Origin of the sequence: Peptoniphilus lacrimalis DSM 7455, assembly GCF_000378725.1 — a bacterium.
GTDB classification, from domain to species: Bacteria; Bacillota; Clostridia; order Tissierellales; family Peptoniphilaceae; genus Peptoniphilus_A; species Peptoniphilus_A lacrimalis.
In genome coordinates this window covers 1-17,413 of record NZ_KB900375.1, presented here as the reverse complement: position 1 = coordinate 17,413, position 17,413 = coordinate 1, and the positions used below count along the sequence as shown (strand labels likewise).

General features: G+C 34.4%; 15 protein-coding genes. All 15 read right to left on the bottom strand.

Features of this window, described 5'->3' with window-relative positions; all coding sequences use genetic code 11:
• Positions 1-303 precede the first annotated feature (303 nt).
• The 15 genes from F594_RS10055 to F594_RS09555 all read right to left on the bottom strand — a co-directional run bounded on the left by F594_RS10055 (position 304) and on the right by F594_RS09555 (position 17,171).
• The gene (locus tag F594_RS10055) at positions 304-606 is read right to left on the bottom strand and encodes a TnpV protein (RefSeq protein WP_374043063.1); all 303 of its coding nucleotides are present in this window, start codon (positions 604-606) and stop codon (positions 304-306) included.
• Positions 607-1,634: 1,028 nt separating this feature from the next.
• Complete coding sequence (locus F594_RS0107545; protein ID WP_019035128.1) at positions 1,635-3,353, bottom strand: DNA topoisomerase 3; 1,719 nt, start codon at positions 3,351-3,353, stop codon at positions 1,635-1,637.
• A gap of 157 nt (positions 3,354-3,510) precedes the next feature.
• Positions 3,511-3,678 (bottom strand): HTH domain-containing protein, encoded by a 168-nt coding sequence (locus F594_RS09905; RefSeq protein WP_258182355.1) that lies wholly within the window; start codon positions 3,676-3,678, stop codon positions 3,511-3,513.
• Positions 3,679-3,895: 217 nt separating this feature from the next.
• Complete coding sequence (locus tag F594_RS0107540; protein WP_019035127.1) at positions 3,896-4,738, bottom strand: nucleotidyl transferase AbiEii/AbiGii toxin family protein; 843 nt, start codon at positions 4,736-4,738, stop codon at positions 3,896-3,898.
• Positions 4,735-5,334: a type IV toxin-antitoxin system AbiEi family antitoxin domain-containing protein gene (locus F594_RS0107535; RefSeq protein WP_019035126.1), complete on the bottom strand. Its 600-nt coding sequence runs from the start codon at positions 5,332-5,334 to the stop codon at positions 4,735-4,737. The genes F594_RS0107540 and F594_RS0107535 overlap by 4 nt, the downstream gene beginning before the upstream one ends.
• Positions 5,335-5,418: 84 nt before the next feature.
• Entirely contained in the window at positions 5,419-6,333 is a 915-nt protein-coding gene (locus F594_RS0107530; protein ID WP_019035125.1) for a CD1107 family mobile element protein, read from the bottom strand.
• Between the two features lie 10 nt (positions 6,334-6,343).
• On the bottom strand, positions 6,344-8,689 hold the full coding sequence (locus F594_RS0107525) for a leucine-rich repeat protein (RefSeq protein ID WP_019035124.1): 2,346 nt from the start codon (positions 8,687-8,689) through the stop codon (positions 6,344-6,346).
• Entirely contained in the window at positions 8,686-8,973 is a 288-nt protein-coding gene (locus tag F594_RS0107520; RefSeq protein ID WP_019035123.1) for a hypothetical protein, read from the bottom strand. The genes F594_RS0107525 and F594_RS0107520 overlap by 4 nt, the downstream gene beginning before the upstream one ends.
• 14 nt (positions 8,974-8,987) lie before the next feature.
• A complete protein-coding gene (locus F594_RS09655; RefSeq protein WP_019035122.1) occupies positions 8,988-12,107 on the bottom strand; it encodes a CD1108 family mobile element protein in 3,120 nt (1,039 codons plus the stop codon).
• Between the two features lie 6 nt (positions 12,108-12,113).
• Entirely contained in the window at positions 12,114-13,010 is an 897-nt protein-coding gene (locus F594_RS0107510; protein ID WP_019035121.1) for a DNA-methyltransferase, read from the bottom strand.
• Positions 13,011-13,037: 27 nt separating this feature from the next.
• A complete protein-coding gene (locus F594_RS0107505) occupies positions 13,038-15,527 on the bottom strand; it encodes a VirB4-like conjugal transfer ATPase, CD1110 family (protein WP_019035120.1) in 2,490 nt (829 codons plus the stop codon).
• Complete coding sequence (locus F594_RS0107500; RefSeq protein ID WP_019035119.1) at positions 15,481-15,855, bottom strand: PrgI family protein; 375 nt, start codon at positions 15,853-15,855, stop codon at positions 15,481-15,483. The genes F594_RS0107505 and F594_RS0107500 overlap by 47 nt, the downstream gene beginning before the upstream one ends.
• On the bottom strand, positions 15,855-16,124 hold the full coding sequence (locus F594_RS0107495) for a hypothetical protein (protein WP_019035118.1): 270 nt from the start codon (positions 16,122-16,124) through the stop codon (positions 15,855-15,857). The genes F594_RS0107500 and F594_RS0107495 overlap by 1 nt, the downstream gene beginning before the upstream one ends.
• A 32-nt stretch (positions 16,125-16,156) precedes the next feature.
• Positions 16,157-17,023, bottom strand: coding sequence for a VirB6/TrbL-like conjugal transfer protein, CD1112 family (locus F594_RS0107490; RefSeq protein WP_026302320.1), 867 nt, complete (start codon positions 17,021-17,023; stop codon positions 16,157-16,159).
• Position 17,024: 1 nt separating this feature from the next.
• Positions 17,025-17,171: a Maff2 family mobile element protein gene (locus F594_RS09555; protein ID WP_000504426.1), complete on the bottom strand. Its 147-nt coding sequence runs from the start codon at positions 17,169-17,171 to the stop codon at positions 17,025-17,027.
• Between the last annotated feature and the right edge of the window lie 242 nt (positions 17,172-17,413).

Below are 17,413 nucleotides of genomic sequence, written 5' to 3'. Positions count from 1 at the left end.
CTTCTTCTCCTTCCGAAAGGTCCGTTCCTCTATCTGTAAAGTAGGCTGCAAGCTCTCTGCCATCTATGATAAGACCATTTCCTCCTTGATAATTCTCCTTTAGAAATTCTATTTGACTTTGAATATCCTTTCCCTTGGAAAACTCAGCGATTACAGGAAGTCTGCCTCCTTCAATGTTTCCTCCATAGATAAGAAATTGGTCAATCTCTTCTTGACTTATGGGACTGGTAAATCGAATTTGACTTGCTGAATTTTTCTCACTAAAAAAGGAAGCCTGAGCTTCCCTTTTTTGTCGTTCATCTTCTATACTAGGACGATTTCCTTCATCGCTATCTCCTGTAGTTCCATATCCATGTTCTTTTTCAGTTTCAGATATTTCTCCAGATCCTGACTCTTCATTTCTAAGGTCAGTCCCCAGCTTTCCATAATTTTTCCTTCTTCCTGTCTCAGAAATTCTTCCACTTGATTCTCTATATCCATCAGATGGTCCATGAGTCTTTCTTCCATCATCATAATCTGATAGCTGTTCTCCTTGTGTTCCTTGAGAAATTTCAGTCTTGCCCTGCCAAAGCTGTTCAACTTCCCTAGGTCTAGCTTTATCGGCATTTGGATATTGGGAATCATCATCTCGTGTTGGTCTACCATCTCCAGTCGGTAGGTCCCTTCCTCTTTCTCGAATGGGGTCTCTTTCAATATCGGAATGTATTCCTCTCCTTGTTTCTGATATTCCTTGCCTAATATTGTTATCATCTCTGACATCTTCACTACCTCCTATATTTTTAACCTTATTTGAGTTCGTTTCATTTTGAGTAATAGTATTATAACGCTCCTTAGCCCCTTTTGTCTGCTCTCTATTTTCATTTTGTAAGTTTCTTTTAATAAATTCTTCTCTTGTAATGGCTCTGCCTATATCTATAAGCAGACTTTTGTTGGTTTGGGAAATGCTTCCTAAAAGGATGTCCATATCTTCCTTATTGGATAAGCTGCCTATTAGTTCTAGATTCTCCATATTAGGGATATAGCCTATGCCCATCCTGGCACTCGTTGCCACTCTTACAGACTCTGTTAAAAAATTTATTAGATTTACTTTTGAGTAATAGGTCAAGCTTTCTTCTGATAGACTATCTAAAATCTGATAATAGCTTCCTTTAACATAAGTTTCCGCTAGAGCAGAAACTTTTTCCTCTTCCGATAAATAGTTTAGGCTATTAAGTCCAACCGTATTGTCTATTAGATAATCTAAGGCTTTTAGGTGGTCTTTCCTTTTATATTCCCATACCTTAACTTCGGCAATATGGTTTTGATAGTTTACCGTCTGTAGTACATCGAAAAGGTATTTTACCTTGCCTGTTTCAAAGTCTAGAATTGGGATGCCCTTTTCTCCTCTTTTTACACTTCTTCCAATGCTTTTCCAATAGTCGTACTCTGCACAAGCAGTAGCATTGGGACTTATAGAGTAAATACTTAGTTGATGGGCGTAAGTATATTTATAGTTATTGCCCAAGGTTTTTAGAAAATCCGTGTAATAACTTGGATTAGCTATCTCTTTTCTTGTGGCGTTTAATATCTCTGCTACTTCCTTGAAATTGTATCTTGCCATTTTTTCTCCTTTCCTGTGTGTCTTTTATGCTAGCTTATTTCTCATTTACGCACTTATAGAGATCTATCTGCTTAGCAATAAATGCTTCAATCTCTTGTAAGAAATCTTCCTCCCTGCTTTTGCCTTTCGAAATATAGTAAAGGCTGGTTTCCCAATCAGAGGTTAGTTTTGCATTTTTTAGTTCCTTAGCCACTATACTGATAACAGCCAAGCCTAAATGGGTGGGAATAAGGTTTTTACCTTCTCTTTTGATGTATTTCTTATAGATTAAGTTCTCTATAATCCCTGCTCTAGTGGCTGGTGTTCCAAGTCCCACTCTTTCCACTTCAATACCTTTGTCTATCTCCCCTTTTCCTGCTATTTCCATGGCTTTTAAAAGGCTTTCTTCTGTATAGGGCTTAGGAGGCTGGGTGTATTTTTCTTTTATGGTTTTTTCTTTTATGCTAAACTCATCTCCTGGATTGACTATAGGGAGGGGATTGTCTTTCTTATCTTTAGGCTTGTAATCTTCTAGATATTTTGTAAATCCTCCATCTATAACTGTCTTTCCTTTAGTTATAAATTCAAAGCCATCAAATTCAGCTATTATTTTCGTGAGTTTTTCTTTAAGTGGATAGGAAAAGCTGGCATGTAATTTATTTTTAATGAGTTTAAAGACTCTTTTTTCGCTTTCCGGTAAGCTCTCAATCTCTTCAATGCTTGCACTTGCAGTGGGGATAATGGCATGGTGGTCTGTTACTTTCTTGGTATTAAAAATGACCTTGATTCTATCCGTATCAAAGTCATTTTTCCCTAATATATTATTTACAAGGCTTGTAATCATATCCTCCGTTAAATACCTGCTATCCGTCCTTGGATAAGTAATCAATTTTTTCTCATAGAGACTTTGGGCATAGTCAAGGCTTTGTTTGGCAGAGTAGCCAAAATATCTGTTACATTCTCTTTGTAGTGTAGTTAGATCAAATGGCAGATCTGGTTTTGTGATTTTTTCTTTTTCTTCCACATAATCTATTTTTATAGTCTCTGGGACTAAGTTTTTTAACTGTTCAGCGATATCTGGATTATCTATTCTTTCTGTTGTTAGAGAAAAGTCATCTAGATCAAGCTCTACTGTATAGTATTTTTCTTTTTTAAAGCTTTGAATGTCTCCCTCTCTTTTTACCATTAGGGCAAGGGTTGGTGTTTGGACTCTACCTACCGAGTAATTTTGTTTATATAAAAGGGAGTAAAGTCTACTTAAGTTCATGCCTACCAGCCAATCCGCCTTTGCCCTGGCCGTAGCAGAAGCAAATAAATTATCGTAGTCATGACCCTCTTTTAGGTTTTCGAAGCCTTCTTTAATTGCTCTGTCTTCCATGGACGAAATCCATAATCTCTTTATATCTTTTTTGCACTTTGCTTGCTTATATACAAGTCGAAAAATGAGTTCCCCTTCTCTTCCAGCATCGCAAGCATTTATGACTTCATTAATGTCTTTTCTGTTCATTAGTATTTTTAAGATGGAGAATTGTTTTTTTACCTTGGGAAGTACATAGTGTTTGAATTCTTTAGGAAATATGGGCAAATCTTCTATATTCCATCTCTTGTATTTTTCATCGTAAATTTCTGGAGAAACTAATCCTACTAAATGGCCTACACACCAACTTATGATGTAGCCATTGCCCTCCATATATCCGTTTTGTTTATTCTTTACACCGAGAACCTTGGCTATGCTCATTGCCACACTCGGTTTCTCTGCTATTACTAGTTGCATATTGCCTCCTTTGCATTAAAAAAGGCGATAGATGAAATTTTTTTCTCTATCGCCTAAGTTATGATATTTTTTAATTGTAAACTATATAGTGCCCTACCACGGATGGTAAGGGCTTGATCCTTTATTAATATAGCACAACCACCCTTATATTTCTATACTATTTTTTAACTACCCAATAGCCATCTTTTGCACTGCCGATATATTCTATTGCTTTTTTATCTGTTAAGCTTTTTAAATCTCTCTCTATGGTACGTTCTGAAACAGAGAAAATTTCTGATAAATTTAGAGCCGTGATTTGTGACTTATCTTTGATAATCTTAATAATTTGTTTACGCCTATCGTCAGGCTTTAATTTTTGACCGACATTTTGACCGACATTTTATCCCTCATTTTGACCTTCACATTAACCCTCACTTTTGCCCTCATAATTTAAGTTTTTCAAAACGGTAAAAACGAATTTTCTATTTCTTATACCTTAAATGGATAAATTTAAGTTCCATTTTCGTCCTTTTTATTCGTATTATTGTTCTTTGATACGAGCTTTAAAGACTTAGTTTGGTAAGAACTTCATTTATTGTGGCTATTATGTCATTCCAATCTATCTCTTTAGAATACTGATTTTTTCTACTATAATTATCCCATATATTCTTAAGCTCTTTACTTGCCTTAATCTCCTTCAGGTATTTTTGTGAATTTTGTATATATTCCAAACTATTCCTTTCATCAGCCTTAATTGTAAGAGCTTTCCTTAACCCCTCATAGTCTAACTGAGGATTTAGTTTTGTTAAAATATATATGTCATAGTAATCTCTCGCTCTAGTGTTTAAAACATTTCTTGATAAAATAGTTTCTATCTTTTCAGCCAAAATTGTGGTCAAGGGGTAAGCTTTAATGTCGATACTTTTATCTGTAAAAAGAAGTTGATAATTATAATCCACCTCTTTAGGAATGATACGATCTCCCGTTGTAATATCAATTTTTATGGGTGTTTGCATATTAAAAAATGTTGCAATAAGAGTTATTCGAAAATCGTCATATTCTCCAGCCTCATGAATGGAGCGTATTTTTTCAATTTCCCAGATAATATTATCTTCTAAATCTATTTTTATAACTCCTTCAATTATCTTCCTAATTGACTCTTCATTTACAGGAATTCCCTTTATCGTCGTGTCTATATCCATGGTAGATCTCATGTCTATCCCAATAAGGGAAGAGATTAGAAATCCCCCTTTAATAATAAAGTTATCACAATATTCGCTATTAGAGAGTCTGCAAAGAAAGCGTTCCATCATATAATAATTTAAAAGTGTATTTGCCGGAAGATTATATTTCTGTTCTACATTTTTAATTTTATCTTTTAATTGTCTGGGACTTGTAAATATCATATAATAACCTCCAAATAGTTTCTCATTTGTTCTTCACACTTAAAGTATTTAGAATATCTTAATAATTCAAGTTTATCTAGTTCTGTGTTCTTTAACCCTCTTTTTAATGCTGTAAGAACAAGATCTTTATCTATGCTGTTAATCTTACTGATCATTTGCACTAAGGTCATTTCTTTTGTATATACGTAAACCAAATTTCCAAAGGGACTTTTAATTTTTTCTTGCCCTTTTTCCCATAAATCTTCTTTCAAGTAGTAAAGACGATATTTATCTCTTTCCTTAATCATAGATGTATTATATCCTGATGGAATCGTTGCTATAATCTTATGGGGATTTTCATCACTTAATTTGTGAAGATAAAGGGCGGTTTCATGAGAAAAAATAGCTTTAGGTGCTCGATGTTGAAAAATATAATAGGAATCTTCTAAAAATTCCGGATGTAGATAAAGACCTCTGGTAACCCTCTCTAGGCTACCTTGCTTTACCATCCTCTGTAATTTTTTTGGACTAATATTCTTTTCCTCTGCTTCTTTTATGGTAATGGTTCCACCATTGCTTTTTATAGTTTCTAAAATACTCTCACTTAAAGCTGACATTTTTTCACCGCCTTATAAACAATAGTCTTAATTTATCGTATATATTATATCCTATACGAGATTAAAAGACAACTGCGCTGTGTTTTATTCAAAGTCATCTTCATCTGGAACTAATATTTCGGTATCTTGCTCGTCTTCATCTAAAAGATCTTCTTCGATGAGATCCTCATCTTTTTCTGTCCCATCGTATTCATATTCATCTTCCCATTCATCATAGACGGTGTCATCTTCTTCATCTTCCTCTTTCTTATAAACCTTAAAGTAGTAGCCAGCTCCAAGAACTCCTGCTACAATCAAACCTACAAATAGATATAGCCCTGCTCCTGATTTTTTCTCCTCCTTGACTTCTTCTTTAACTTCTTCTACTTTTTCAGGTTCAACTTTTTTTACCTCTTCCTTTTTAGGCTTAAAATCCGACTCTCCTTCTATCATATTTAAAAGATCCTGTTCTCCCACCTCTGTCAATAGCTGAACATTTTCCTCGTGTTCTCCATGGTCTACAATTAAGTGAAAGGTCTTTCCGCTTTTTGTTTGAAAGGTTAAAAACTGTCTCATATCTAAAGACTTCTGATTTGAACTTTCATTTGTCTGCTCAGGATTGACGGATGTTGCTTCCTTTTCTTCTACAATTTCTTCTTTTTTAGGGGTAATATCTTTATCTTGTCTATCCACATTTTCAATAACTGTCCCCCTTGCCTTATTTTCTTTTGTGGCAAGGGGATTAATGGCTTTTTCATTGCCTCCATTTACTGGTTTTACTTTTTCTTCCTTCCTTTCCGGAACTTTAGGTACATCTTGATAGGGTATTTCTTCATTTGAAGGACTGTAAAGATCTTCTTTTTGTAAAAGCTGGTCTAAGCCTTCCTTTTGATTTTCAGGTTCATAGATTTCTTGCCCTTTTTCTTTAACTACTCCCTCTGTTCCAGCAAAAACATTCATTGGTAGTATTAATAGGGTAAGGAGCAAGACTAGACTTGCTCCCTTTTTTATTCTTCTCATAAATATCTCCTTACTTTACGTGTTTAAAGACATAGACAGCTTGTTTGTCTTTGTCCCATTCTATTGTTTGGTTTTTACCATCTTTAATATCTCCATGACTTGCTCCAAAGGCTTTAGCAATATTTGAAATTGAAGCATGAATTCTTCCATTTATAATCACTGGCTTAACATCTGAATTGTAGACCTTTCCATCTGAATCTTTCATAACGCCAGTATCAATATTTAGTCTTAATGTCTTTTTAGCTAAGATATTATTCTCTTTATTTGAGAAAATAGCTTCACGAGTAGAGTTGTCATACTCAACATTAAAACCTAGAGTATAAGCAATATATCTAACTGGAATCATAGTTCTTCCTTGGTCTACATAAGTTTTTACATCCATATAGACTGTTGTCTTACCATCTTTGTTGATAATGTTATAAAAGTTTTTGTCTACTTGGAAAACTGCAAATTCTTTTTCATCTTTAGCTTGTTTTTTACCTTGTTGTTCCTCTTGCTTTTTCATCTTGTTAAGATCAAATTGATTTAGAATATTCTTGTCATCAGCTTTCAAAAGTTCGTCCCACTTCTTATCTTGAGATTTCTTATCTTCTTTCTTCTCTTTGTTTTCTTTTTGGAGTTTTAGAAGTTCATCTAATTTCTTAGATAAGTCTTGGTTTAGATTTTTTTCTTTTTCATCTTTACCTTGTTTTTCAAGTTCTTCTTTTGCTTTTTTATTTGCTTCCTCGATTAACTTCTTTGCTTCTTCGATTTTCTTATCTAATTCTTCTTTTAGCTTTTTAATTTCTTCTTCAGAAGCTTTTTGTTTTTCTTCTAGTCCTTTAATCTTATCTTCTAATTCTTTTTTTGCATTTTCAGATGATTCTTTTAAACTATCAATAGTCTTTTGAAGCTCTTCAATTTTCTTACAGCATTCTGACTTAGCACTTTCTGTTTCTTTCTTTTTAGACTCGAGGTCTTTTATCTTAATATCTTTTTCTTCAAGAACTTTTTCTAAGTCCTTAATTCTATTATCTTTATCCTCAATTTCTTTAGTCTTCTTTGCAAGTTCCCCTTCTAAAGACTCAAGATTTTCTTGCATTTCTTTGATTTTATTTTCGTTTATATCGGTCTTTTCTTTCTCAGCTTCTAACTCCCATTTTGTAGATGAATAATTTTCTTTAAGTTTTGCATTTTCATCTTGTAATCTTTTTAATTCATCTTTAAGCTGAGTAATTTCTGCTATTAGTTCATCATTGTTAGAATTTTTAAGATCCTCAATTTCTTTATTCAATTGAACAATCTTATTATCCTTATCTCTAATTTCTTCTTCTAGCTTAGCTTTTTCTTGTTTTAGTTTCTCTCCATTATCTTTGCAAGATTCTAACTTTTCCTTTAATTCATCTATCTTTGATTGGTCTTCTTGTTTCTTATCATTTAAATCTTTGATTTGATTTTCTAAATCCTTAATGTTTTTAGTTAAATCATCAATCTTATTGTCCTTTTCATCAATATCTTGCTCTGTTAAATCTGTTTGAGTATCAATGGAATATTTATTTGGATTGTAAATAGTCATCTTTCCTTGATACATATCATTGTTATAATCAAATTCAACTTCTACACTATCTACATTCTTATCAAAGACAAGCTCTCCATTTTCATACCTTAATCCATTAGGAATAGATTTGAATCCTTGATTTCCGTTGAAACCAAAATGATTTTCGTAAAATGGATTTTGTTTTGGTCTATACTCAACTTCTTGATTATGGAATACTCCCTTACTGTTAATATTTAGATTGCCTAAAACTTTTATAGTGTGCAATTTATTTCTTGAAAAAGCATACTGTTCAATTGTCTTCACAGACTTCGGTATAGTTATTTCTTGGAGGTTATTTCTTTCAAAAGCATTATGTTCAATATTTACCAAAGTATCAGGTAAATCCACTTCACTAAGTTCACAGGAGAAAAAAGCAAGACCGCCGATAGTTTTTAGGTTTTGAGATAGTTTAACCTTTCCTATTTTCCCAGTATAGAAGCTAGCGTAGCCAAGAGAAGTAACGGAGTCTGGAAAAACAACCAGATCATAAACCTTTCCTCGTCCAAATTCTCGATTAAATCTATCCTTGTCTCCCATGTGGTCTAAGGAATAATTTCCTCTTACTGATTTTGTTCCTTCAGGAAACACTAAGGTCTTGGTTTTCTTTTGCTTGGCCATCCCTTGATCACTATAGGCAATGATGTTCCCTGGTGAACTATATAAAAAATCTTCCTCTGTCCAGGCTTCCTCTTGTGCATAAACAATATTTGTCCCTACAAAGCTAAAGACGCTTCCAAATAATATGAGAAGCGCCAATGACATACTTATTAACTTTTTCATTCTATAATCTCTCCTTCGCTATTTTCTATATTTTCTACTAAAGTCCTTCCTTCTTTTAAGTTCTTTATCTCTTCTTTTTCTCTTTTTTCTTCCTCCTTGTTTTTTCTCACAATATCTAAAAATTCATCTAAGGAGATTTCCCTAGACCTAAATTCTTTGATGACCTCCATGTTTTCCATTTCTATTTGTTCTTCTTCAAGAACTTGCAATTCTATTTCTATCTCTTCTTTTTTAGCTCTAAGTTTCTTTTGTTTTTCTATATTTCTTACTAATTTTCTATTCAAATTCTTATCCCTCCTTAACGTGGTCTACCAAAAGCATAAAAATGGTTTTTCCAATACTTGCTGTTTATACTTGTGTATTGAATCGGGTCTCCTGCGTGAATCATCATGCCGTTTCCCGCATAAATGCCGACATGGGATATAGGGGTCCCGCTTTTATAAGTTCCTTGGAAGAAAATAATATCTCCTGCCTTTGCTTCAGATGGACTTATGGGATTGCAATAATTTTTATAGATTAACCAGGCTGTGGTTCTCGGCATATTTCTTACACCAGATTTAGTAAAGGACCAGCAAACAAACCCCGAGCAATCAAAGTTCTTTGGTCCACTTGCTCCAAAAACATATTTTTTCCCTATATGTTTCTCTGCTTCATTAAATAAGGTTTTTACACTTGCATTATCGAAGGCAATGCCTGGATTTCCAAAGTTTGGATTGTCCAGTATTTCTGATAAGTCCCCGTTTCCAGACCCAAATATTGAAGCCATATTTCCTTGAGCAGATAACAAGGCTTCGTAATGGGCAAGATTGGTTTCGTAATCCTTAAAAGCTTCCCTTGCCACTTCATCAATGGTCTTTTTAGAAAGGGTTAAGGTAAAGATCCTATAACTATAGGGTTCTCCCTCACTATCATATTTAGTAATAGTCTTTACGGAATAATCTTTTTTATACATCTGATTAAAGAGCCTTTTAAGTTCTCCCTTAATCTTATCTACAGACTTTATCTCTCCAAATCTGGCTGTTAAATAGGAAAATAACTCGTGGACATCATGACCTACGGTATCTCCTTTTACCCTATATTCGTCATAGCCTGGGTGATAAGAAGATAGACTATCTATTTCATCTTGGAGGGCATTTTCATAGCTTAAAAATTCATTATTCACATCGCTTAGAACACCCTCATCAGACAAGTAAGTCGTCGTGGTGATATTGCTAGCAAAACCTGCTGTCATTGTGGCCATGTTGCTTCCCATTTGAAAGAGGACAAAGAATAGGCCTATTATCCCTAGAGCCAGAAAGACTTTTTTATACCCTCCATTTTTTATAAAATCCGTTACTTTTTTTGCTCCACTAGAGAAAGACTTCTTTATTCTCTTGGACAAACTTTCCTTTGTTTTGTTCCTAAAGCTTCTTTGAAATCTTTTCTTCATAAAAAAGCGGTTTAAAGAATTGGTCTTTTGATAGGCGCTTGTCTTTTTTAAATCTTCAAAGTTTTTTTGAAAAAGAAGTTTCTCTTCTCTTTTGTGGATTTTTTTATCCAGCTTTCCAAGTTTTTTCCTTGTTTTGAAAGGCTTCTTGCGCCTATCCCTTCTCATTTTTCTAAGACTTAATTCACTTCCTCGGGTTAGTTTATAGGCAGCATCTATACCTGCATTATCTTCTTTTCCACTATAAAGATAATTTGCTGTTAAACTTGTGGCTAAAATAGCTGGGCTATCCAGTTTAGAACCTGCCTTTTTCTCGTCTTTTAACAGCTTCTTTTCTGTTTTTCCTTTTTTCTTATATAGTTTGGATATTTTCTTTTCTTTATTGTGAAATTTAGACTCTCTCACTTCTTTTTCAAGTTGGAACTTTTTAGACTTTTTATTTTTTGTTAAATCCTTATTTAAATCCTTTTGACCTTTTTCTTCTGCTTTAGATTTTTTGCTCTCCTTTGAAGTTTCTATTTCTTCCACATTTGTCTTTTTCTTACGGGTGAGTTTTTCCTCTCCTATAAAGTTTGATCTTGTTTTCTCTAGGTCCTCTTTTTTCTCTTCGCCTACAGGCAGTTTCCTATTGAAATCAGTTTTATTTTTTATTTTTTCTTGATCTTCTGTCCTATAAAAGTTTTGGCTTTCCCCTTTTAAAAGAGCTTCTTTTCCTTTAGCTTTTCTAAGCTGTGGGCTTTGCTTTTCCACTAAGGTCTTTTTTAATCTTTTGCTCTTTATTGCCTTATTAGTTAAGGTTTTTTCTTTTCCAAGGGGTGTATTTCTATAATTCCTATTTTCTTTTATGGCTTGAAAATCATTCCTTTGATTTTCTTTAGCAAAAATTCTTTCTTTATGGCTATAAGAGACATCACTATCTCTAAAATCCACATCATAGCGGTCTATAACACCATCATTGTCCATATCCTTTCCTAGAGGATCATATATCTCGCTAGGACTTTGGCTGTTGCCTTTCTGTGGACTTGTTGCTTCCTCTTGAAACTTTGTTGCTCTTTTCTTTTTTATCGAGTCCGTCTTTAGAGTGTTCTCCTTTACCCTATCTACTCTTAGCCTTGAAGATTTCTCTCTAAAGTTTCCATGGCTATTTTCTGTTGAGCCATCTTCTAAAACCTCTTTATTCTCTTTACTTTCATTTGGCTGTTTAAAACTTTTTCCTTGAAGGATTTTCGCCCCATCAAAGTTGTTTACCGGTTTGATGGGATAATTTTTTTCTTGAATGGCTTCTTTGTTTTCTTCTTCATAGCTCCTAAAAGTTCTTTCTGCTTGCTTTTTCTGCCTTTGGCTCTTACTCATCTTTTCAATAGGAAGAAAATCCTTTTTATCCCTTATGCTAGGCTCCTGAGTTTGTTGATTTGTATCCCTTTTAAAAGTATTTTTGCCTTCTATCCTTTGATCTTCTTTTTTCTTTTTACTCGGTCTTATGCCCAGCCCTAATTTTGACAATGAAAAAACAGTAAGGCTGTCTTCCTGCTGAACTTGGGGTATATAGGCTTGAGTGGAACTTTCGATATATTCTTCAACCAAATCTTCCTTATTGGAAAGAGGGTTTTCTTCTTCCACATAAGTCTTTTCTTCATTGCTTTCAATATTTTGATTTTCATTAATTCGGTTCTCTTCAAAGATCCTCTCCGCCATCTTCTTCTGTCTTTTTTCTTTTGGAGTCTTCTCTTTAATATTAAAAGGGTCTGATGTCTTGTTTTCTTCCTTAGCCTTTCCATGGTTTTCCTTTTTTAAGGGATCTTTAAAAGAATCTTTTTGTAGATTATCTTCTTTTACTCCTTGATTATCTAAGGCTTGGCTATTATCCTTAAACCTTGTTGATTTTGGTAATTCTTCAATAACTTTAATTCTATTCTCATTCTTTAATTTGCTATTTTTGCCCATTACCTTTTCAGGCATATCCCTTGGGTTTATAGGGTTTCTTTTTTTCATAAATTCTTACCTTCCTTCCTCAATTCTTTTTTTAGCAAGTTGGCAATAATCTCTATTGATTTCAATCCCTATATATTGCCTGCTCATTTTCTTAGCCACCATGCCTACCGTTCCGCTTCCCATAAAGGGATCAAGAATAAGACCATGTTCAGGACAACCGGCTAATATACAGGTTTTTACTAGCTTCGGTGGAAAGCAGGCATAGTGTTTTCCTCGAAAGGCAGAGGTGTTTATAGTCCAAATATCTCTGGCATTTCTCTTTTTAGGAATAGTATATTCTGTATAGTCATTTCTATTCCTCGGTTCATTCAAACTCTGCCTTTTCATACCGCTTTTTTGATTCATATACTTATTATCTTTTCCTACCGCTGACAAATATCTTCGCTTACTGGACTCCGCTAAGGGTTTAGCTAGGGCATCATAATTATAATAATATGTCTTTGCCTTGGTCAGAAGAAAGATATGCTCATAAGACCTAGTCGGTCTATCTCTACAGGATTCAGGCATGGCATTTTCCTTATGCCATATAATATCGCTTCGTAAATACCAACCATCTTCCCTAAGTTTCAAGGCTAATTGCCAGGGTAGTCCCATTAAATCTTTAGGCTTATAGGCTGGCCTTTCTTCTTTACTTTTTGTGCTTGCATATAAATCGCCGATGACAAGCCATAGACTCCCGTCTTCTTTCAAAACTCGTCTAACCTGTCTAAAAACCTCCACCAAATTGTTTAGATAGGCTTCAGGACTGTCTTCTCTTCCTATTTGGCTTTCATGGTGATAATCTCTTAAGCCATAATAGGGAGGTGAAGTTATGCAGCTATCAAAGAGGTTTTCAGGAAACTCTTTAAGTGCCGATAGGGCGTCTAGGTTAATAATATAATTGGTTTTTATTGATTGATTCATAGTTTTTTATATAATTTTCCTCCCTTCCTAATCTGCTTTTAGCTCTTCTGGCTTTGTGGTCATGAGGCGGTAAAGTTTTGTATCCTTTGGAAATCTGTCTACAAAGGGAACAATGGTATTGCCATAGAAAAGTAGGCCTTCCCCTTCATTAGAGTTGGTTACATAGGATAATTGATGAAGGGAGATATTTAACTTGTCTGCCAGTATTTCCCTATCTCCTCCTGCCTGATTTAGCATTAAAATAAAGTCTGTATTATCAAATATATTTTCAATTTCCGCACTAGCCAGAAGATCCTTGACATTTTGAGTTAAGCCTGTGGGCATACCACCCCATTTACGGAATCGCTTCCAAATTTCAACAGAGTAGCTGGCTGTTTGTTCTTCACGTAAAAGCAAATGGAATTCATCGCAGTAGTACCTAGTTTCCTTCTTATTTCTATTGATAGTCACCCTGTTCCAAACTTGGTCCTGAACTATCAGCATCCCTATTTTTCTAAGTTGCTTTCCTAATTCCTTAATGTCATAACAAAGGATACGGTTTGAGGTGTCTACATTGGTTCTATGGTTAAAAACATTTAAACTTCCTTTTACATAGATTTCCATTTCTACCGCTAACTTTGCCCCTACCTTTTCTTTTTGCTCTTTTAATAGATTGTAAAGGTCTTCTAAAATTGGCATGTTTTCGGGAACAGGGTCTTCAAAGTATTTCTCATAGAGAATGGGTAGACACCTATCTATAACCGATGTTTCTTCCGCACTTAAGCCCTCTTTTCCAACAACCAACTCAAAAAGAGATAGTATAAAGTCCGACTTTAGGGATAAGGGATTATCTTCATCGGCATAGTCTGCGTTAATATCTAGGGGATTAATAAAGTCTTTACTGGTAGGAGATATTTTTATTACTTCTCCTCCTAATGCCTTAGTTAAATTTCCATACTCCGACTCAGGATCACATATAATAATGTCGTCTCCTGTAATAAGAAATGCATTGGTTATTTCTCGCTTGGCAGAAAAAGACTTACCTGAACCCGGCGTTCCCAGGATAAGGCCATTGGGATTTTTTAACAGCTTCCTGTCCGCCATAATAATATTTCTACTTAAGGCATTTAAGCCATAATATAGGCTTTCCCCACCTAAACAGAGTTCTTCTGTGGTAAATGGGATAAAAACAGCTGTAGAGCTAGTTGTCAGTCCTCTATTTATCTCAATCAAATTATGCCCCAAGGGCAAACTACTCATTAGTCCCTGTTCTTGCCTATAATTTAGGTTCTTAAGGACGCAATTGTGTCTTCCTGCTATGGAATTCAGTTGAAAAAGAATATTTTTTAATTTCTTTTTACTTTTTTCCATATTCAAAAATAATATACTGACCACAAACATCCTTTCATTATGGTTTTGTAGTTCCACTAGGAGCTTTTTTGCATCGTTTCCGTAAGTTACAAGGTCTGATGGTAATATGTCCATATCATATCCTGAACGGATCGCCTTCTTGTTTTCTTCTATTTTCATTTTGTCTAAGTCTGTAATTTTTCTTTTAATCATCTTAATGGCTTCCGTTTGGTCAATGGAGTTAATGTGAAAACTAACAACCATGTTTTCTTCAACGCTTAAAAACTCCGCCAGCATTCGGTCGGATAATTCAGGGGCTAAGATTTGAAGAAAATTAACTTCTCCCGTATAAGGGCCAATGTTAAATTCGTTGATCTTAGAAAAATTGAAAGATGGAGGTGCTATATAGTCCTTGGTAGAAAGACCGGAATGTTTCAAGTCATCAAAGCTAAAAATAAATTTTTCCTCACTATTTAAAAGGTCGTGTATAAGCTTTAATCTTTCATAACCGTTTAAGACATAGGCCTTGACCCCAAATTTTTTGAAATTATTTAGAAGGTCTATTTCCATTCTTTCAAGTCTTAATTTTCCCTCTCTTAAATCTCCAGCTTCTAGCGTAAAGGTAAGGTACATATTCTTACTAAGTCCACGATTGCCCTTCTGACTTTGTTGTCTAAGCATTTGGCTATATTCCTGTCTGATTTCATTAAAGCCGTCTTTTCTTTGAGGAATAAAGATATTCTTTTCCACCTCTTCATTTTTCCCAATATGATTAATATAAGAAAACTGAATGTCTACATTGGGATCAAAATAGTTTAAAAAGTCTGAGAATTGGTTAAAGATAGCTTCCTTATCTTCTTCCGTTGAAAGCTGATAGTTAATATCATAGAAACGAATGGTCTTATTAAATTTGTTGACATCAATTTGACAAATACCATCTTTTAACATTCTCAGATAGGGTAAGGATTCCTGTACTGTCTTTTTTCTTTTTTTCTTGGACGAAAAAATGGAGAACTTCTTTTTTTTGTCTCCCTTTTCCCTTGCTCCATGTTTTAACTTAGCTTTTGATTTTTCTCTATTTATTTTGTTTTGTGTCTTGCGTATATTTCTTAAATCTTCTTTTTGTTTTTTTAAAGACTCTTTATTTTGTAAGAGTTTTTGCCTTTGCTTTTTTTCGTTTTTGTTCAATTTTTCCTCCTTTCGCTCTAAGGTCATAGATGCAGTCTGTCTGATAGATGCGGATACTGGCATGTCTTTTTTTCTCTAAATAATATTTAATGTACTTTTCTAAATAGAGTCCATCTTTTTCATAAAGAGTGGAAAAGATGATGGGAAAGGCTGCTGTAATCATGAGTAGCATGGACAAATCATTAGGAAGGAATTTTCTCGACAGTAAATACACAGGAAACCCTATAGCTCCCGCTAAGGCAAAGCCGATAAGCTGTCTTTTTGTCAGGTTTAGGGCAATCTTGGTTTTTACCTTTGTTAGATCTTTAGGAACGGATACATAAGCCATTAGATCTCTCCTTCTTCCTCTTCCAAATTAAGACATACAGCAAAAGCCAGCTCTTCAGCTGTAGAGTCTTCCAAATCTTCAAATAAGGGTTTTAAGTAGGAGACTTCCTTTTCTTTGCTATCTGCTAGTCTTTTCAATTCCTTGTGTTTCTTTCTTTCAGTATAAAGATAGCCTGCGTAGGCTAAGGGTAAGCTAAGACAAGCAATAACTTTTGAAATATTGTTTTGTTTACATGGGTACTTCTTTCTTTTGTTTTTTAACTTAATCATAAATTTTCCTTTCTTATTTGTTGGTACGCTTTTTAATGGGCGTTTAAAATACTCTTAGCCATAGAGCCTGACTTCATCATAGTGATACCTAAAATGAGGGTATAGCCTAAGAGTTCAAAAATACTTTTGTGAATATCTGTTATATTAAGAGTTTTTACTAAAACCGCATATATGCCTACACATATTAAAAGAAATAGGCCTTGGAGTCCTAAGGCAAAAAGTCCCTTTATATAATTAGTCCCAATACTTCCCCATTCCTTGTTTCCCATAGTTGCAAAGGGAATAGCGCATACGGAGGAGTAGATATAGATTTCTATCATTCTGCCGTAAAGTATAACGGTAATCAAAATAGAAATGGCTTGGATGACTAATTTAACAATAGCAGTCTCAATGGCAATCACTAGCAATTGTCCTATATTCTGACTTTCCTTTAAAACTTCCACCATTTTATCTATGTCTCCAGGTGATACTTTAGCTGTTATATTAACTACTCCTGCCGCTTTTCCTATTAAGCTCTGGGCCACATCAAAAACAGCCATAGAAAAATCAAAAGCATGAGACACTAACCAAACTGCAATCCACATCTTAATTACATACTTAAAAAAATCAAAGGTATCTACTTCATGTAAGTTGTTCTTGTTCATTACCGTTTGAATCAGTTCAATGCACAAAACTGCCGTTATAATAAGGGCGGCTATGGGAAGTATGACATTTTCTGAAATGGACTTTATAAAGGTAAAAACTTCCGAGTTCCAAGCACTCGGAGTTTTACCTACTTCAGCTCCAATGGTTGCCACTTTATCATTGATGTCTAAAAGCATTCCACTTAAATTTTCTTTTATCACATCAATGAGCATATCGGAGAAAAACTCTTTGATTTTATCAAAGATATTAAACATTTTATTTCAAGACGTTAGCTAACAGTGGAATGAGTTTAAGACCAATTAGCACAATTCCTCCGCCTGCCATAAGTTGCTTAATACCTTGAGATTTCGCACCCGATAGTGATAGGTAATCCTTTGATGTTATCTCCGGATTTTCCCCCACTTCACACCGTGCATGCGACTTTCACCGCACACGGCGTTCCATCACAAGAAAGATTTTCACGTTTTAACTAAGACTTACACACTTCGTAACAAATTATTTTTTTCTCTAAATTAGTGGCAGTTCTGCCATTTTTCTAAGCTTATTACATTTCTCAATCTGCTTGACTGTTAACCCAAGCTCTTTTATATATTTTTGGATTGTATCTACTTTTGTTGCATGGATGAGTATATGAACTGCTTCTG